Origin of the sequence: Nocardia sp. CY41, assembly GCF_009829325.1 — a bacterium.
Taxonomy (GTDB): Bacteria; Actinomycetota; Actinomycetes; order Mycobacteriales; family Mycobacteriaceae; genus Nocardia.
Genome location: NZ_VUOS01000001.1, coordinates 65,101 through 82,940, shown reverse-complemented (window position 1 = coordinate 82,940; position 17,840 = coordinate 65,101). Strand labels below are relative to the sequence as shown.

18 protein-coding genes are annotated in these 17,840 nt (G+C 69.8%); 12 read left to right on the top strand and 6 right to left on the bottom strand.

Going from position 1 to position 17,840, the window contains the following annotated elements:
- Window positions 1-326: 326 nt before the first annotated feature.
- From GVY64_RS00355 to GVY64_RS37120, 8 genes are all read left to right on the top strand, one after another.
- A complete protein-coding gene (locus GVY64_RS00355) occupies window positions 327-1,745 on the top strand; it encodes an NlpC/P60 family protein (RefSeq protein ID WP_159837557.1) in 1,419 nt (472 codons plus the stop codon).
- 134 nt (window positions 1,746-1,879) lie between these two features.
- Complete coding sequence (locus GVY64_RS00350; protein WP_159837555.1) at window positions 1,880-3,064, top strand: AAA family ATPase; 1,185 nt, start codon at window positions 1,880-1,882, stop codon at window positions 3,062-3,064.
- Window positions 3,065-3,096: 32 nt separating this feature from the next.
- On the top strand, window positions 3,097-4,050 hold the full coding sequence (locus GVY64_RS00345; protein WP_159838222.1) for a DUF58 domain-containing protein: 954 nt from the start codon (window positions 3,097-3,099) through the stop codon (window positions 4,048-4,050).
- Entirely contained in the window at window positions 4,047-5,048 is a 1,002-nt protein-coding gene (locus tag GVY64_RS00340) for a VWA domain-containing protein (protein ID WP_159837553.1), read from the top strand. Before GVY64_RS00345 ends, GVY64_RS00340 begins: the two co-directional genes overlap by 4 nt.
- 191 nt (window positions 5,049-5,239) lie before the next feature.
- Window positions 5,240-5,956: a 3-oxoacyl-ACP reductase FabG1 gene (gene fabG1 / locus GVY64_RS00335; protein WP_159837551.1), complete on the top strand. Its 717-nt coding sequence runs from the start codon at window positions 5,240-5,242 to the stop codon at window positions 5,954-5,956.
- A gap of 80 nt (window positions 5,957-6,036) precedes the next feature.
- The gene (gene inhA / locus GVY64_RS00330) at window positions 6,037-6,873 is read left to right on the top strand and encodes an NADH-dependent enoyl-ACP reductase InhA (protein WP_159837549.1); all 837 of its coding nucleotides are present in this window, start codon (window positions 6,037-6,039) and stop codon (window positions 6,871-6,873) included.
- Window positions 6,874-6,882: 9 nt separating this feature from the next.
- Window positions 6,883-7,956: a ferrochelatase gene (locus GVY64_RS00325; protein WP_159837547.1), complete on the top strand. Its 1,074-nt coding sequence runs from the start codon at window positions 6,883-6,885 to the stop codon at window positions 7,954-7,956.
- Between the two features lie 70 nt (window positions 7,957-8,026).
- Window positions 8,027-8,458 (top strand): hypothetical protein, encoded by a 432-nt coding sequence (locus GVY64_RS37120; protein WP_201297843.1) that lies wholly within the window; start codon window positions 8,027-8,029, stop codon window positions 8,456-8,458.
- 19 nt (window positions 8,459-8,477) lie between these two features.
- On the opposite strand, the gene GVY64_RS00315 is transcribed toward GVY64_RS37120, so the two are convergent.
- The 3 genes from GVY64_RS00315 to GVY64_RS00305 form a co-directional block, all read right to left on the bottom strand.
- Window positions 8,478-9,224: a S1 family peptidase gene (locus GVY64_RS00315; protein ID WP_159837545.1), complete on the bottom strand. Its 747-nt coding sequence runs from the start codon at window positions 9,222-9,224 to the stop codon at window positions 8,478-8,480.
- 22 nt (window positions 9,225-9,246) lie between these two features.
- Window positions 9,247-10,062, bottom strand: a complete 816-nt coding sequence (locus GVY64_RS00310) for a hypothetical protein (protein ID WP_159837543.1) — start codon at window positions 10,060-10,062, stop codon at window positions 9,247-9,249.
- Window positions 10,063-10,191: 129 nt separating this feature from the next.
- Window positions 10,192-11,037, bottom strand: a complete 846-nt coding sequence (locus GVY64_RS00305; protein ID WP_159837541.1) for a DUF3097 domain-containing protein — start codon at window positions 11,035-11,037, stop codon at window positions 10,192-10,194.
- Between the two features lie 130 nt (window positions 11,038-11,167).
- Here GVY64_RS00305 and GVY64_RS00300 point away from each other — a divergent pair, with 130 nt between their 5' ends.
- Together GVY64_RS00300 and GVY64_RS00295 are read left to right on the top strand one after the other, a co-directional pair.
- On the top strand, window positions 11,168-11,599 hold the full coding sequence (locus tag GVY64_RS00300) for an NfeD family protein (RefSeq protein WP_159837539.1): 432 nt from the start codon (window positions 11,168-11,170) through the stop codon (window positions 11,597-11,599).
- The gene (locus GVY64_RS00295) at window positions 11,599-12,879 is read left to right on the top strand and encodes an SPFH domain-containing protein (protein WP_159837537.1); all 1,281 of its coding nucleotides are present in this window, start codon (window positions 11,599-11,601) and stop codon (window positions 12,877-12,879) included. The genes GVY64_RS00300 and GVY64_RS00295 overlap by 1 nt, the downstream gene beginning before the upstream one ends.
- Window positions 12,880-12,945: 66 nt before the next feature.
- On the opposite strand, the gene GVY64_RS00290 is transcribed toward GVY64_RS00295, so the two are convergent.
- Window positions 12,946-13,788, bottom strand: a complete 843-nt coding sequence (locus tag GVY64_RS00290) for an SGNH/GDSL hydrolase family protein (RefSeq protein WP_159837535.1) — start codon at window positions 13,786-13,788, stop codon at window positions 12,946-12,948.
- 116 nt (window positions 13,789-13,904) lie between these two features.
- Here GVY64_RS00290 and GVY64_RS00285 point away from each other — a divergent pair, with 116 nt between their 5' ends.
- The gene (locus GVY64_RS00285; protein ID WP_159837533.1) at window positions 13,905-14,582 is read left to right on the top strand and encodes an O-methyltransferase; all 678 of its coding nucleotides are present in this window, start codon (window positions 13,905-13,907) and stop codon (window positions 14,580-14,582) included.
- A gap of 10 nt (window positions 14,583-14,592) precedes the next feature.
- Here the strand turns inward: GVY64_RS00285 and GVY64_RS00280 are convergent, their stop codons facing one another.
- Both GVY64_RS00280 and GVY64_RS00275 read right to left on the bottom strand, forming a co-directional pair.
- On the bottom strand, window positions 14,593-15,585 hold the full coding sequence (locus GVY64_RS00280; RefSeq protein ID WP_159837531.1) for a zinc-binding dehydrogenase: 993 nt from the start codon (window positions 15,583-15,585) through the stop codon (window positions 14,593-14,595).
- Between the two features lie 47 nt (window positions 15,586-15,632).
- Window positions 15,633-16,307 (bottom strand): TetR/AcrR family transcriptional regulator, encoded by a 675-nt coding sequence (locus GVY64_RS00275; RefSeq protein ID WP_159837529.1) that lies wholly within the window; start codon window positions 16,305-16,307, stop codon window positions 15,633-15,635.
- A gap of 60 nt (window positions 16,308-16,367) precedes the next feature.
- Between GVY64_RS00275 and GVY64_RS00270 the strand changes: the two genes are divergently transcribed.
- Window positions 16,368-17,840, top strand: a complete 1,473-nt coding sequence (locus tag GVY64_RS00270; RefSeq protein ID WP_159837527.1) for an MFS transporter — start codon at window positions 16,368-16,370, stop codon at window positions 17,838-17,840.

Genomic DNA, 17,840 nt, shown 5'->3' with positions numbered 1-17,840 from the left:
GGGGGCGCGCCTTCGCTCGATGCGAAGACGCACGGCACCCCACCTGGGGGGTGAACGGGCCGGTGGTATCCGGGCAGCCAACTTCCGGGGCGGTTGGTCTGTTATGCGGCCTGTAAATCTATGCCGCATCTAGCAAATTTCAAGCAAACGGAGAATGCCGCGCGCCCGGGTGTCGGATGCCGTTTCGTCGGTGACGTAAGTGTCGTACGGTTCGAATGGTCCCTGATGGGGAATATGTGTTTCCAGAGGCCATCTGTCGACCACAGTGCGTGATGGTTCGCCTGATGCCGTAGAGGATTGCCGGAATCCGGTCCCTTGGAGGTGTGATGCGCAACATCGGCGGGCTGACCCACCGGCGCCGACTATCGATCGCTGTGGGATTGCTGAGCTTGGTCGCCGTCGTGGTCACGACCGGGCCGGTCGCTGCTGTTCCGCCGCCTCCGCCAAATCCCAGCGACGCCCAGATCGCGCAGGCGGGCGCACAGGTCGACGCCGGGGTCGCCGAGATCGGCACCCTGATCAACCAGGTCGCCGTGGCCGACCACGAGCTGGGGCGGCTCGACGACGCCGTCGCGCAGCGCCGGGAAGACGTCAACAGGGCGTTGGTGGATCTGCAGGCCGCGCGTGACGCCGCCGACGCGGCCGCCGCCGTGGTGGTCGACACCCAGCTGGCCCTGGCCGACGCCGCGGTCAGGGTGGGTCAGGCGCGCCGCAATTTCGATCAGTTCGCCACCCAGGTCTACACCCGCCCCGGCTCCGACTCGATGGTCACCTACCTCGCGGCGGCCACGCCTGCGGTCGCGCTGGATCGGGCCCAGCTGTTGGAATCGGTCTCCAAGAACCGTCAGCAGGTGCTGGACAGCCTGCGGCGCGCCCAGATAGACCAGGGCAACAAGAACTCCACCGCCCGGCGGGCGAAGGCGGACGCCGATGCGGCCGCCGCCACGGCCGCCGCGCGCAAGACCGACGCCGAGCACGCCGTCGCCGCGGCCGAAGCCGAACTCGACCGGCAGGCCGCCCAGCGCGACGACCTGCTGCGGCAGCGTCAGGACGCGCAGGGCCGACTGGATCAGGCGCGGCAGAACGTGGCGGGTCTGCAGGGTCAGCGCGACGCCTTCCTGGCCTGGGACGCGATGCGCAAGGCGGAGGAGGCCGCGGTGCGGGCAGCTGCCGCCGCGGCCGCGGCCCGCGCGGCCGCCGACCGCGCCGCCCTCGACCGCGCCGCGGAACTGGGCGCAGGCAAACGCCCGCACACCCAGCTGGAGGACACGCCGCCGCCGCGGCGCAGCATGCCCCGGCCGAAATCGCCCCCGGTCGGGGGCTCGTCGGCAATCGAGATCGTGGTCGATCGCGCCATGTCGCAGCTGGGCGTCACCTATGCCTGGGGCGGGGGCGACGAAGACGGCCCGACTCTCGGGATCCGCGACGGCGGCGTCGCCGACAGCCACGGCGACTACACCAAAGTGGGCTTCGACTGCTCCGGCTTGATGGTCTACGCGTTCGCGGGCATCGGGGTCGCGCTGCCGCACTACAGCGGCTACCAGTACAACGCGGGCACGCGAGTGCCGGTCGGCGACCGCGAGCGCGGCGACATGTTGTTCTGGGGACCGAACGGCAGCCAGCACGTGGCGTTGTATCTGGGCGACGGGCAGATGGTCGAGGCCCCGGAAAGCGGCGACGTGGTCAAGGTGTCCCCGGTCCGTGAGGGCGGCATCATGCCGTTCGCGGTGCGCATCGTCTCCTGATCGGCGGACATTCCGGGTGCCCAGCCGGGGCGCGGGACCGTCGAATTCCCATTCTGTCGGGTCCGGTTGCGGCACCGGCCGCGATTACCTGGAATAGTTGTGGCAGCACGCACAGGACCAAGGCGAAAGCGGGGATGTTGGTGACTTCGACGGACGGTGTGAGCGGAGCGAACTCGGCGAAGGATGCGCCGGTCTCCACGCCCAGCACCCTCGAGCGTGACGTCCAGACCCTGGAGAAGGCGATCTATGAGGTCAAGCGGGTGATCGTGGGCCAGGATCGCCTGGTCGAACGCTTGCTCGTCGGCGTACTCGCGCGTGGTCACGTCCTGCTCGAAGGCGTTCCCGGCATCGCGAAGACCCTCGCCGTGGAGACCTTCGCCAAGGTGGTCGGCGGCTCGTTCGCCCGGGTGCAGTTCACGCCGGACCTGGTGCCCACCGACCTGATCGGTACCCGCATCTACCGGCAGGGCCGCGAGGAGTTCGACACCGAGCTCGGCCCGGTCGTCGCGAACTTCGTGCTCGCCGACGAGATCAACCGCGCGCCCGCCAAGGTGCAGTCGGCGCTGCTCGAGGTGATGGCCGAACGGCACGTCTCGATCGGCGGCAAGACCTACCCGATGCCGGACCCGTTCCTGGTCATGGCGACGCAGAACCCGATCGAGAGCGAGGGCGTGTACCCGCTGCCCGAGGCGCAGCGCGACCGCTTCCTGTTCAAGGTGGTCGTCGACTACCCCTCGGTGGAGGAGGAGCGCGAGATCATCTATCGGATGGGCGTCACCCCGCCGGAGGCGAGCCGCATCCTGCAGCCGGAGGATCTGATCCGCTTGCAGAAGGTCGCGGCCAACACCTTCGTGCACCACGCTCTCGTCGACTACGTGGTCCGGGTGATCGCCGCGACCCGCAAACCGGCCGAGTTCGGCATGCAGGACGTGGCCGGCTGGATCTCCTACGGCGCCTCGCCGCGCGCCAGCCTCGGCATCATCGCCGCGGCCCGTGCGGTCGCGCTGATCCGCGGCCGTGACTACGTGGTGCCGCAGGACGTTGTCGAGGTGATCCCGGACGTGCTGCGCCACCGCCTGGTGCTGTCCTACGACGCGCTCGCCGACGAGATCAGCCCGGAGGACGTCATCAGGCGCGTTCTGCAGACCGTCGGCCTGCCGCAGGTCGCCCCGCAGGCCGTCGCGCCCGGCGTGCCCGCCGCCCCGGCGCAGGGCGCGCCGCAACAGGTTCCGCAGCCGCCGTCGCCGCAACAGCAGGCCGTTCCCCAGCCGCCTAACGGGCAGCAGTCGCAGCCCGCGGGCACCCTCCCGCCGAAGTGACCTCGGCCTCGGATCCGGTCGCACCAGTGCCGATGTCGCCGTCCCACGCACCGCCGTCCTTCCACGCGGGGGAGCTGACCGACCCCAGGCTCACCGTCGCGCTGAAGACCCTCGAACTCACCGTGCGCCGAAGGCTCGACGGCGTGCTGCACGGCGATCACCTCGGTCTGATCCCCGGACCCGGCTCCGAGCCGGGCGAGGCGCGCGCCTACCAGCCGGGCGACGACGTGCGCCAGATGGATTGGTCGGTCACCGCCCGCACCACCCATCCGCACGTGCGGCAGATGATCGCCGACCGGGAACTGGAAACCTGGATGGTGGTGGATCTGTCGGCCAGTCTCGACTTCGGCACCGCCGCCTGCCAGAAGCGGGATCTGGCCATTGCCGCTGCGGCCGCGATCACCCACCTGACCAGCGGCGGCGGCAACCGGATCGGCGCGGTCGTCGCCACCGGCGAACGGTTGACCCGTATCCCCGCGCGCGGCGGGCGCGTGCACGCGCAGTCGCTGCTGCGCGGCATCGCGACCACCCCGCACGCGCGCGACGGTGTGCGCGGCGACCTGCGCGGCGGCATCGAGTCGCTGCGCCGCCCGCAGCGCAAGCGCGGACTCGCGGTGATCATCAGCGATTTCCTGGGTGACATCGATTGGCAGCGTTCGCTGCGCGCGATCTCGGCCAGGCACGATCTGCTCGCGGTCGAGGTGCTCGACCCGCGCGACCTGTCGCTGCCCGACATGGGCGACGTCGTGCTGCACGATCCGGAGACCGGGCGCACCCGCGAGTTCAGCGTGACCTCCACTCTGCGCGCCGATTTCGCGGCCGCCGCGCAGCGCCACCGTCAGCAGGTCGAACAGGCCCTGCGTAGTTGCGGCGCTCCGGTGCTCACCTTGCGAACCGATCGGGACTGGATCGCCGACGTGGTCCGGTTCGTGTCCACCCGGCGCCACAGCTTCGGCGCCCCGACCGGGCGGGTGCCACGTCAGTGAGTATTTCGCATTTCACCGCACAGATCTGGCTCGGATTCCTCGCCGTCATCGCGCTGATCGCGCTCGGCTACGTGCTGGTCCAGCGCAACCGGCGCAAGCACATGTTGAAGTTCACCAACATGGAGCTGCTGGAGAAGGTCGCTCCGTCGCGCCCGAGCCCGTTCCGCCACGTTGCGGTCGCGCTCCTGCTGGTCGGTCTGGTGTTCCTCACCGTCGCCGCCGCGGGACCGACCGCGGTCAAGAAGGTGCCGCGCAACCGCGCGACCGTCATGCTGGTGATGGACGTGTCGCTGTCGATGGAGGCGACCGACGTCGCCCCGAGCCGCATCCAGGTCGCCAAGAAGGCGGCCAAGGAGTTCGTCGACGGTCTGCCCGAGGGCGTGAACATCGGTTTCGTCACCTTCGCCGGCACCGCCTCGGTGATGGTGTCGCCGACGACCAATCACGAGGGCGTGAAGGCCTCGATCGACAACGTCCGACTGGCCGAGCGCACGGCGACGGGTGAAGGCATCCTCACCGCGCTGCAGGCGATCGAGACGCTCGCGACGGTGCTCGGCGGTGCGCAGGAGCCGCCGCCGGCGCGCATCGTGCTGATGTCGGACGGAAAGCAGACGGTTCCGGCGTTCGAGGACGTCGACAATCCGCGCCACGAGTACGTCGCGGCCCGGCTGGCCAAGACCAAGAACGTCCCCATCTCGACGATCTCGTTCGGCACCAGCTGGGGCGAAGTGGAGATCCCACGGGAAGACGGCAGCAAGGACCGGGTGCGCGTCGCGGTGGACGACGACGCCATGCGCGAGCTCGCACGGCTGTCCGGCGGGGAGTTCTACACCGCCTCGTCGCTGCAGGAGCTGACCAAGGTCTACGACACCTTGGAGCAGCAGATCGGGTACGAGCTGACCAGAGGCGACGCCAGCCGCCCGTGGCTGTTGCTCGGACTGCTGGTGATCGCGACGGGCGTCATCACCGGTCTGTTGTATCGCCAGCGGCTGCCGTAGCGGTACCTATCGCGCAGGACCATCGCCCGGCCGGTGGCCTCCCCTCGGGGCGGTCCCGGCCGGTCGGCGTTCGTGCGCCGAGTCGTGGTGTCGTTGTGGCGTTTCACCAATGGTCCGGCACGTCGGTGTCGGTTCGACAGAGGGGGCAGCCCGCTCGTGAGCGATCGGTCCGACCAGGTAGGTTGAACCCCATGTCGAACCTCACATCCCGGTCGGTCCTGGTGACCGGCGGTAACCGCGGCATCGGACTCGCGGTCGCGCAGCGTCTGCTTGCCGACGGTCACAAGGTGGCTGTCACGCATCGTGGGTCGGGGGTGCCGGACGGCTTGTTCGGTGTGAAATGCGATGTGACCGACAGTGAGTCGGTGGACGCCGCCTTCACCGAGGTGGAGGCGCATCAGGGCCCGGTCGAGGTGCTCGTGGCCAACGCGGGCATCACCGACGACACACTGCTCATGCGGATGACCGAGGAGCAGTTCACCAAGGTGCTCGACGCCAACCTGACCGGCGCGTTCCGGTGTGCCAAGCGGGCCAACCGTGCCATGTTGCGTGGGCGCTGGGGCCGGATGATCTTCCTCGGCTCCGTGGTCGGCATGAGCGGGCAAGCCGGCCAGATCAACTACGCCTCCTCCAAGGCCGGTGTGATCGGCCTGGCCCGCTCGATCACGCGTGAGCTCGGCTCGCGCTCGATCACCGCGAATGTCGTCGCCCCGGGTTTCATCGAGACCGACATGACCGCCGACCTGCCCGACGAGATGCGCGACATGGCCAAGAAGTTCATCCCCCTGCAGCGGCTCGGCCAGCCGGAAGACATCGCGGCTGTCGTCAGCTTCCTCGCCTCCGAGGATTCCGCCTACGTCTCCGGCGCGGTGATCCCCGTCGACGGCGGCATGGGCATGGGCCACTGACCATTCCGAACGCGTAGCGCGGCCGGTCACGGCCGCCCGCAGCCAACCCCACATTCGAATTTCAGGAGAACCGAGAACTCATGGGCGGACTGCTCGAAGGCAAGACCATCCTGGTCACGGGCATCATCACCGATGCGTCGATCGCGTTCCGCGCGGCGGCCGTCGCGCAGGAGCAGGGCGCGAAGGTGATCATCACCGGCATCCCGGAGCGGCTGCGGCTGATCGACCGGATCGCCAAGCGTCTGCCCCAAGAGGTCCCGCCGGCCATCGGGCTCGACGTCACCAGCGAAGACGACCTCGCCGGTCTCGCCGACAAGCTGCGGGAACTGGCTCCCGAGGGGATCGACGGAGTGCTGCACTCGATCGCGTTCGCGCCCCGCACCCTGATGGGCCCGGAGGCCCGGCCGTTCCTCGAGGGTCCGGGCCCCGACGCGGCCAAGGCGTTCGAGATCTCGGCGTGGAGCTACGCATCGCTGTCGCGCGCGGTGCTGCCGGTGATGAACGAGGGCGGCTCGATCGTCGGCATGGACTTCGATCCGCGCACCGCGATGCCCTACTACAACTGGATGGGTGTGGCGAAGGCGGCGCTGGAGTCGGTGAACCGGTACGTCGCGCGAGAAGTGGGCACCGCCAAGAAGATTCGCTCCAACCTCATCGCGGCAGGGCCGATCAAGACGCTGGCCGCCAAGGCGATCGCGGGCACCGCGACCGACGACGCGGCCAAGCTCAACCAGCTCAACACCTACTGGGACGGCGCGTCGCCGATCGGCTGGGACGTCGACGACCCCACGGTGGTGGCGAAGTCGATCGTGGCGCTGCTGTCGGACTGGCTGCCGGGCACCACCGGCTCGATCATCTACGTCGACGGCGGAGCCAGCCACAACACCTGGTTCCCGGAGAACATGGCGATCAACTGAGCCGATCGGATGGGAGAAACCGTGGTCCGGACCGCCGACGCGCTGCTGCTGCTGTCCTTCGGAGGTCCGGAGCGGCCCGACGATGTGATGCCCTTCCTGGAGAACGTCACCCGGGGTAGGGGAGTGCCGCGCGAGCGTCTCGAAGCGGTCGCCGAGCACTATCTGCACTTCGGCGGTGTCTCGCCGATCAACGCGCTCAATCGCGCCATCATCGCGGCGGTCGAGACCGAATTGGCCGGCGCGGGCCTCGAACTGCCGGTGTACTTCGGCAACCGCAACTGGCATCCGATGGTGGAGGACACCGTGGCGCGGATGGCCGCCGACGGCGTCGAGTCCGCCTTGGTCTTCCCGACGTCGGCGTGGGGCGGATACTCCGGCTGCCTGCAGTACCATGAGGACATCGCCAGGGCGCGTGCGGCGTTCGGCGCGGGGGCGCCGGAGCTGCTGAAGCTGCGCCAGTACTTCGACCATCCGCTGCTGATCGAGGCGTTCGCCGACGCCATTCGCGCGGCCCTGGAGCGGCTTCCCGCCGGGCAGCGCGCCGCCGCGCGACTGGTGTTCACAGCGCACTCCGTCCCGCTGTCGGCCGACGCCGCCGCGGGCCCGCCCGCCGACGGTGGGCGGCTCTACAGCCGTCAGGTCGCCGAGGCCGCCCGATTGTGCGCCGCGGCAACCGGGTTCACCGACTACGACGTCGTCTGGCAGTCTCGTTCCGGTCCACCGCAGGTGCCGTGGCTGGCGCCGGACATCGTCGACCATCTCGACGACCTCGCCGCGAAGGGTGTCGAGGCCGTGGTCGTCTGTCCGGTGGGCTTCGTCTCCGATCATCTCGAGGTCATCTGGGATCTGGACAACGAGGCCGCGCAGAAGGCCGCGGAACTCGGGATGGGCTTCGCGCGGGCCGCGACCCCCGGAAGCGACCCGCGTTTCGCGAAGCTGGTCGTCGAACTGGTCTCCGAACAGTTGCGCGGCGCCGAACCGCGGCGGCTCGGAGCGGTCCCCGGTTACGGCTGCACGCGCGACGGCGCGCCGTGCGTCGTCGGTTGTTGCGCGGCGCCGCGCCGTCCCAGCACTGGGAATTGAGCGGAACCAGGCCCGGTAGCATCGCCTGCGACCTTTAGCCGAATCGACTTCTCCGGGGGGAGAACTCTCTATGACTTATGCCGACGTGCTGACCAATGCCGCCGTGCTCGATCCGCATGCCTGGTCCGACTCCAACGTATGGACCGTGGCTCTCGACACCACCGAGGCCAGGCGCCGCAGCCGCAGCAGAGGCGGTGGTGGCTTCTCCCTCGGTGGTCTGCTGTTGTGCGTCGGGGTGGTTGCCGTCGTCATCGGCCTGATCGTCTGGCTGAGCAAGCGGGGCAAGAACCAGGCCCAGCAACAGCAGCATCAGCAGTATCCGCAGGCACAACAGTATCCGCAGCCCTATCCTCCGCAACAGGGTCTGCCAGGGCAGCCGCAGTATCCTGCCCCGCCGCAATATCAGCAGCCTTACCAGCCGCAGCAGCAACCGCAGTATCAGCAGTACCCGCAACAGCAGCAGTATCCTCCGCAGCAGCAGTACCAGCCGCCGCAGCAGTGAGTCTCGCGGTGCCGGCCACTCAGAAATCGGTGGTGTTCACCCGGGTGTAGACCGTGGGGAAACCGGGGCGCGCCGCACCGACGCCCCAGGACGTGAGGCCGGTGAGCCGCCCGTCGACGAGAAGCGGTCCGCCGCTGTCGTACTGGGCGGTGTCGGCGGCCGGAGTGCCCGCGCACAGCATGGTGTGCGGGTCGAAGGCCGAGCCATAGGCGGCGGCGCACTCTCCGTCGGTGGCCAGTGGGACGTCCGCGGCGCGCAACCGGGTGTTGGCTTCGTCGGTTTCCGAAGTCGCGCCCCAACCCAGGATCGTTCCGGTGCCCGAAGCCGCGGCGGCGACGGTGATCGTGGGACCGGGCTGCGGCTCGTCCAGGGTGAGGATCGCCATATCGTTCTGATAGGCGGTCGTGGTGTCGAGAACGGTCGCCCGGAAACCCGGATGGATACGAATGTCCTTGACGTGCACCGTGTTTCCCTCGCGCCCGCGCAGGTCGTCGCGGCCGAAGGTGGCGGTGAGCGTCTGCGCCAGCGGCTGCGCGAGGGCCACGCAGTGTGCCGTGGTGATCACCTGATCCGGCGCGATGAGCGCGCCGCCGCAGAATTGGCCGGAAGCGCGGGTGAGGAACAACGGTGTGCCGATGGCCGCCAGCCACGGATACTCCGCGGTCGTCGCTGTGGCGCCGCCCACGATCGCCGACGCCGGGGCATGCAGCGTCAGACCGAGCAGAACAGCGAGGGCGGCCGTGCGGCGACGACGGGAGCAGCGCATGTCACACCGCCCGCGACATGGCTCAGCGACTTCCGCGCGCGGAGGCGTGCACGGCGACCAGACGCGCGGCGCGAATCGCGTCCCACAGCGGCCGCAGCAGTGATTCCTGCGCGCCGATCGCGCTGGCGGAGGTGGGTGCGGACGCGGGCTCTCGCTGCGCCACCGTGAGGATGGCCGCGACGTGATCGGCGGTGTCCAGGATGCGCCTGGCCCGCAGCGGGATCGACTCGGGATAGTCGTGCCGCGAGTAGTCGGCGAGTTCGGCTTCGATGAGCTCGCGCGGATCGGAATCGACCGTGCCGAGCGAGGTCGTGTGCAGTTTCATCAACGCGTCGGCGGCCTCGCGGACCGCTTCGCGCATCGCGTATTCGGCCTCGCCGAGCGACATGTCGGAGCCCGGCTCCGCGGGGACGGGCGTGCTGTAGACGGTCCACTGCAGGGTGTCGTCGTCGGCCCACTGGGGGATGAGTCCGGTGCCGTCGGCGCCCGGCACGCCGATCAGGATGCCCTCCTCCGCCTCGATCGCGTCGGCGGCGAACGCCGTGCCCGCGGGGACTCCGCGCACGTCGCCGGGGACGGGGAGCACCAACCGCAGTTGTGCCCCCGGTTGGGCCATCGTCTCGCGAATCGCCTTGAGCAATGCCATGACTCCGCTGCCCGGCAGGTTGCCGTGCGCGGACCAGGGTAGGTCGGTGCGTCCGCCGGTGAGCGGGTCGCCCGCCGCGATCGTGTGCTTCGGCGCCCACGCGTGCAAGGCGGCCAAAACGTCGTCGGGCGCACTGCGGCCGGCCAGCCAGGAGCTCGCCCACACCGTCAGCGTCGCACTTGGAGAGCACATAATTATCGAGCATAAAGGGTGGGCGCTACCGGTGGGCATCCATGCGCAAGGGCATTGGTGAGCAGCATGGAAACCTGCGGGCGCCGCGCGGCCGGCGACGAGCGGGTCCGCGCGGACACCGCCCGGCAGCTACCCTTGCCCGCCGCCGCGCTGGTCCGGCTCGGTCACGAAATCGATGAGACGCTCCACCGCGCCGATGAGCGGAGCCTCCATATCGCGGAAGGAGGTCACCGCGCCGTACACCCGCCGCCAGCCGTCCTGCGGGGTGCCCCAGCCCAGACGGGCGCAGACGCCGGTCTTCCAGTCCTCGTCCCGGGGCACTTCGGGCCACCGGGCGATGCCGAGAGTATCCGGGCGCACCGCCTGCCAGACGTCGACGAACGGGTGACCGGTTACCAGCACGTGCGGTCCGAGGCCGGTGGTCAGCTGGGTTTCCTTCGATCCGGTCACCAGGTGGTCGACCAGGACGCCGACCCGTCTGCCCGGGCCCGGCTCGAACTCCGTGAGGCGCGCGGCCAGGTTGTCCAAGCCTTCCAGCTGCTCCACGACCACGCCCTCGACGCGCAGATCGTGCCCCCACACCCGCTCGACGAGCGCGGCGTCGTGGACGCCCTCCACCCAGATCCGGCTGCCGCGGGCGACCCGGGCGCGCAAGCCCTCGACCCGGGTGGACCCGGAGGCGGAGCGGGTGGGCGTCTTCGGCGGGGCGGCCGACGGCCGCACCAGTGTCACCGGCTCGCCGTCGATGAGGAACGCGGCCTCGCGCAGTGCGAACAGGCGCACCGCGCCGCGGGCGTCCTCCAGTTTCACGAACTCGCCGTCGTAGCTGCGATCGAATCCGACCACCGCGCCGCAGAATCCGGTCGCGGCGTCCTCGACGACCAGGTCGCGTTCCGCGGTGACCGTGGGCACCGCCCTTTTCTTCGATCGAGGATGTCCGGAGAAGATGTCGCCATACCTGTCACGCCCGCTCACCCGCCTGAAGCTAGCACCGCCGCTGCGGCTTTCGCCGCACCCGGGTGGCCGCGCGTCCGCGCGCGGAATTCCTCCGGAGTACTCGCCGAGGTCGCGCCCGATATCATGATCGGCGCACTACAGTGGTCGTGTGGCCGCAATTTTTTGGCTGGTCGCGGGCGTTCTGCTCGCGGCGGCGGAGATGCTCACCGGCGATTTCACGCTGCTGATGCTCGGTGTCGCCGCGTTGGGCACCGCGGGCGTGAGCGCGGCGGCGGACACCTCGCTGGTGGTGGACGCCATCGTCTTCGCGGTGATCTCGGCGGTGCTGTTCCTCGGGGTGCGCCCGATGATCCGGCGTCGCTTCGGAACTCCGCCGCCGACGCCGACGAACGTGGACGCCCTGCCGGGGAAGACCGCACTGGTGCTCGAACAGGTGGCGGAGCACTCCGGTCAGGTGAAGCTGGGCGGGGAGGTCTGGACCGCGCGGCCGATGGATACGAGCGAAGTCTATGAACCGGGTACGACCGTGTATGTCATGAAGATCGACGGCGCTACCGCCGTCGTCTGGAAGGGGCCTTGATGGCTGTACTGATCGTTGCCGCCGTCCTCGTGTTGCTGGTCGTGGTGGTGGTCTTCAAGTCGATCGCGCTGGTGCCGCAGGCCGAGGCGGCGGTGATCGAGCGGCTGGGCCGGTATTCGCGGACCGTGTCCGGCCAGCTGACGTTCCTGGTGCCGTTCGCCGACCGGGTCCGCGCCAAGGTGGATCTGCGGGAACGGGTGGTGTCGTTCCCGCCGCAGCCGGTGATCACCGAGGACAACCTGACCCTGCACATCGACACAGTGGTCTATTTCCAGGTGACCAGCCCGCAGGCGGCGGTGTACGAGATCAGCAATTACATCGCCGCCGTCGAGCAGTTGACGGTCACCACGTTGCGCAACGTGGTCGGCGGCATGACGCTCGAGCAGACCCTGACCTCCCGCGACGCGATCAACGGCCAGCTGCGCGGCGTGCTGGACGAGGCGACCGGGCGCTGGGGTCTGCGCGTCGCGCGCGTCGAGCTGAAGAGCATTGATCCGCCTCCCTCGATCCAGGAATCGATGGAGAAGCAGATGAAGGCCGACCGCGAGAAGCGCGCCATGATCCTCACCGCCGAGGGCCAGCGCGAATCGCAGATCAAGACGGCCGAGGGCTCGAAACAGGCGCAGATCCTGTCCGCCGAGGGCGCCAAGCAGTCGGCGATCCTGGCCGCCGAAGGCGAACGGCAGAGCCGCATCCTGCGGGCGCAGGGTGAGCGCGCCGCCGCCTACTTGCAGGCGCAAGGCCAGGCCAAGGCCATCGAAAAAGTCTTCGCCGCCATCAAATCCGGCAAGCCGACGCCGGAACTGCTTGCCTACCAGTACATGCAGACGCTGCCCATGGTGGCGCGCGGTGACGCCAACAAGGTGTGGCTGGTGCCCAGCGACTTCGGCAAAGCGCTGGAAGGGTTCGCCAAGAGTTTCGGCACGCAGGGCGAGGACGGCGTATTCCGGTACGAGCCGCCCGCCTCCGACGGCGCGGAAGTCAAGCCCGAGGACGACTCCGACGTCGCGGACTGGTTCGACACCGCGCCCGATCCGACCATCGAGCGGGCCGTGCGGGCCGCCGAGGCGACGGCGCGGACTCCGGTCGAGGGGCTGACTCCGACACCGCCGCCGCAGAGCTTCGAACCGTCGCCGCACCAGCCGGTCATCCCTCCGCACGAGGCTTTCCCGGCCCAGCAGCCGCCGCAACAGCAGCAACAGCCGCAGCAACCTCCGGCCCAGCGCCCGGACGACCCGCACGGCCGTCCTTGGCAGCCGCCGGAGAACTTCTCGAAATAAGCCCGCATCCCAGCCGCCCCGGACTCGCCCGAGTCCGGGGCGGCCGCGTCGGTACCGCCGAATCGCTCAGCCGGGCAGTCCGGCGGCGCGGATCGCCGGGAGCATGACGTCGGCGACGCCACGCATGCCCTGCGGGGTGAGGTGGTAGGGGATGAGCGTCTCGGTGGCGACCACAGGGTCGATCCAGCGAACGCCGACCGGCGCGCACGCATCGCGGCCCGCCGAGGCGGCGCGAGTGTCGACGTAGGTGGCGCCGTGCGCCGTGGCCACCCGGGCCACCACGGTATCGAGGCGATCGAAGGCGGCCTGGATGGGCGCGGCATCGGACGGGCGCAGACCGACCAGCTCCGGACAGCCGCCGTCGCGCACATAGGTCGGCCAGCCGTCGACCACGATCAGCGCCCGCGGCGCCAGGGACGAGATCTGTTGCAAGGCGGTGGCATAGGATGTCGCGATCGCCTCGATGTCGGCGTCCCAGTCCGGACCGGCGCACCCGCCGATACCGGAGAGGCCGTAGACATGACAGGCGACGATGTGCTCGGCCATCAAGGCGTCGTTGGCGCCGATGTGCACTGTGACCAGCCTGGTGGCCGGGCCGAGGGCGTCGAACTGCGGTGGGATGCCCGGCCCTTGCGCGGCGGTGAGATCCGGGATGCGCGCGGAGTTGCAGGTACGGTCGTCGATCCGCAGACCCAGGTCCGCGGCGATCAATTTCGGGGTGTTCGCGGTCGAGCGGAGGCATCGAGGCGGGGACGTGATGTCGTAGTTCCGCACGCCCGTGGTGGCCGCCCCGGAGTCACCCAGCGCGACGTATTCGGCTCCGCCTGCGGGAGCGGCCTCGGCGGGGGCGGTGGCGCCCAAGGCGATCAGGGAGGCGATGACCACCACGGCCCGCGCGGGATTCGTCATGTCAGGTCCTGTCCGTCCCATGGTCGGCGCGATCACTGGACACGTACCTCTCGCTGTGCCGAACGCTACTCGGCGCGCCGAGCCCGCGGGCGCGATCGGGTGGCAGACTTCCAGCTATGACGACATCTGGATGGGCCGACGTGGACCGCTATCTGGTGGAGACACTGGTGGCGGACCCCGATTCCGACGCGGCGCTGGACGCGAACAAGGCGGCAGGCCTGCCCCCGATCGACGTGTCCCCGCCGCAGGGAAAGTTCCTGCATCTGCTGGCCAGATCGGCCGTGGCGCGGCGCGTGCTGGAGATCGGCACGCTCGGCGGGTACAGCACGATCTGGCTCGCCAGGGCAGTCGGTCCCAAAGGCCGGGTGATCACGCTGGAGTTCTCCGCCCAGCACGCGGAGGTGGCGCGAGCCAATCTGGAGCGCGCCGGTGTCGGCGACCGGGTGGAGATCCGGGTCGGCGCCGCGCTGGACAGTCTGCCCGTGCTCGCGGAGGAGGACCCGGACCCGTTCGACTTGGTGTTCATCGACGCGGACAAGGTGAACAATTCCAACTACGTCCTGTGGGCGCTGCGGTTGACCCGGCCCGGCTCGGTGATCATCGTCGACAACGTGGTCCGCGGCGGCAGAATCGCCGAGGAGCATTCCGAGGATCCCAACGCACAGGCAAGCCGGGAGCTGGTCGAGTTGCTCGCCTCCGAACCGAGCCTGGACGCGACCGTGGTCCAGACCGTCGGCGGCAAGGGCTGGGACGGCTTCGCTTATGCCGTGGTGAACGGAGACGGCGTCGAATGACCGGCCTCGGCTAGGGTTCCAGCACCACTTTTCCGGTCGTTCCGCGCGTCTCCAGCGCGCGGTGCGCGGCGGCCGCGTCGGCGAGCGCGAAGCGATGCAGGGCGGGGCGCAACCGGCCCGCGGCCGCCTCGGCCATCGCGCGATCCTCGAGGACGCGCAGATCGCCACCGGCTCGCGCGAGCATCGGCGGGCCGATCACCATCTCCGACGTGATCCCGCGTGCGGCCAGGTCGTCGGCGGAAAGCCGCACCGGCCCGTCGTCCACCGACCTACCGGACCAGCCGTAGACCAGATGCCGCCCACCGCGGGTGAGCAGATCGATGCCGGTGCGAGCGATGGCACCGCCCACCGAGTCGAACAACACGTGCACCCCGGCATCGCCGACGAGCGCACGCACCCGGTCGGGCCAGTCCGGCAGCAGGTAGTCCACCGCGAGGTCGGCGCCGTTGCGGCGCACCAGATCCACTTTCGCGGGGCCACCGGCGGCGCCGATCACCGTGGCTCCGGCGTTCTTCGCGTACTGCACGACCAGGGTTCCGATGCCGCCCGCCGCGGCCGTCACCAGGACGACGCTGCCGGGCTCCAGCTCGGCGAACTGAAGGATGCCCATGGTCGTGCGCCCGGTGCCGATCATCGCCACCGCCTGCGCGGAGTCCAGCGCGGCGGGAATCTCGTGCAGTCGGGCGGCGTCCGTGACGGCCAGTTCGGCGTATCCGCCGGGCACCGCGCCGAGATGGGCGACGACGCGTGCGCGCAGCAGATTCGCGGGCACGCCGTCGCCCACCCGGTCCACGGTGCCCGCGACTTCACGTCCGGGAACGGTCGGCAGCTCGGGCAACGGAAACGGCCCTGGCTCGCCTCTGCGCAGCGCGGTGTCGATCAGATGCACACCGGCGGCCGCGACCGCGATGCGCACCTGCCCGGGGCCTGGCACCGGATCGGGAACGGTCTCGTAGCGAAGGTTCTCGGCCGGGCCGAAGGCATGAAGGCGAATGGCGTGCACGGCGACTCCTGTTCGTGAGCTGTCGCCGGCCAGCCTGCAACATCAAGTCAGCTCGAGGTCAATTCGTCGCGTCGTGCTGCTCTGACCTCGAATCCGTCGCACAGCGCGGTGAGCCCGTCGTAGAGCAGTTCCTCCTGGGTCAGGTCGCGCACGCCGCTGCCCGCGAGATCGGTCAGGGCGGTCGGGACCGGTCCCTCGGCCGTGCCGTTCAACAGCGTCCGCAGCGCGTTGTCCCCGCCGGGATCCATGCCTTTGCGCGCCATCAGCTCGGCGCTGATCTCCGGCAGGGTCGCGCCGGAGATGTAGTTCCACACGGTGAAGGACATGCCGGTCGCTTCGCGGGTGGACACGCCGAGTTCCAAGAAACCGTCCACCAGCCACGCCAGGCAGGCCAGGCTCTGCGGTCCGAAGCTGTAGCGCGGAGTGGCGAAGGTGAGCAGCACCCAGGGGTGCTGCCGGTAGAGGGCCCAGTCGACCTCGGCGGCGATGCGCACCCGGTCGCGCCAGGTCCACCGCTGTCCTTCGGGGGAGGGATACGGATTGCGCCGGGCCACTTCGTCGGTCATCAGCGCGAGCAACTCGTCCTTGTTCGCGACGTGGCGGTACAGCGACATGGCGCCCACTCCGAGACGATCGGCGATGCGCCGCATGGACAGCGCGTCCAAACCCTCGGCGTCGGCGAGCTCGATCGCGGTGTCGACAATGGCGGCGCGGTGCAGCATGCGTACACTGTACCCGGAGTCGTGCGTACGACGTACGCGTCAGTGAGAGGATGTCGGGTGATGACAGAGGTGCAGGCAGTGCGAACCGCGCCGTCCACTACGGGTTCGCGCCGCGCCTGGCTGGGCCTCGCGGTCCTGTTGCTGCCGGTGCTGCTGGTGTCGATGGATATCTCGGTGCTGTTCCTCGCGCTGCCGACGTTGACCCTCGATCTCGACCCGTCGGCGGACCAGCAGTTGTGGATCCTGGACATCTACGGCTTCTTGATCGCGGGCCTGCTGATCACCATGGGCAATCTCGGCGACCGGATCGGGCGGCGCAACATCCTGCTGGCGGGCGCGGCGGTCTTCGGCATCGCGTCGGTGATCGCCGGGTTCGCCCCCAGCGCGGGCGTACTGATCGCGGCGCGGGCGCTGATGGGCATCGGCGGCGCGACGCTGCTGCCGTCCAGCTTGGCGCTGATCTCCAGCCTGTTCCCGGACGCCAGGGAGCGCGCCGCCGCGATCGGCGTCTGGACCGCGTTCTTCGCCGGTGGTTCGGCCGTGGGGCCGGTCATCGGGGGCGTGCTGCTGCACCATTTCTGGTGGGGGTCGGTGTTCCTCATCAACATCCCGGTGCTGCTGGTCCTGCTCGTTTTCGGTCCACTCGTGCTGCCGGAGCACCGCGCCGGGGCGAGGGGGCCGCTGGACCTGCCGAGCGTCGCCTTGTCGATCGGCGGCATCCTGCCGGTGGTGTACGGCATCAAGCACGCCGCCACCGAAGGCATCGATGCGCAGGCGATCGTCGTCGCGCTGATCGGCGCGGTGATCCTGACCGCCTTCGTGCGCAGGCAGCGGCAGCTCGACGAACCGCTGCTGGACCTGCGGTTGTTCGCCCGGCCGCAATTCTCGGTCGCCATCGGCGCCAGCCTGACCGGCATGATGTCCCTGGCCGGGCTGAGCTACCTGACCAGCATCTATCTGCAGTCGGTGACCGGGCGCACGCCGCTGGCGGCGGCACTGCTCGGCATTCCGATGGCGATCGCGGTGTTCGTCTGCTCGGTGGGCGGCGCCCGGGTCGGGCATCGCTTCGGCGCGCGCGCCACCTTCGTGTTCGCCCTGCTCGCCTCCGCGGTGGGCAATCTGATGCTGCTCGGCGTCGGTGCGCACGACGGACTCTGGTGGTATCTGACCGGATCCGCGATCGCCGGAGTCGGCTACGGCCTGGCATTCACCCTGGTGTCCGAGGTCGCGGTGTCCTCGGTGCCGCCGGAGCGGGCAGGGTCGGCGGTCGGCATTTCGGAGACCAGCTTCGAATTGGGCAACGCGCTGGGCCTGGCGCTGCTCGGTTCGCTCGCCGCGCTGATCTTCCGGTCCGGAGGCCACTACGCGGAGACACTCGGCGAGACCATCCAGCAGGCCGGCGGCGACGCGGCGTTGATCGAGGCGGCGCGCGGGTCTTTCGTCGACGGCATGCACGTCGCGGTGGCCGTCGGCGCGGCGGCGCTCACCGCGATGGCGCTGATCGCGCGCTTCGCTACGCCCCGCCCGCGCTGA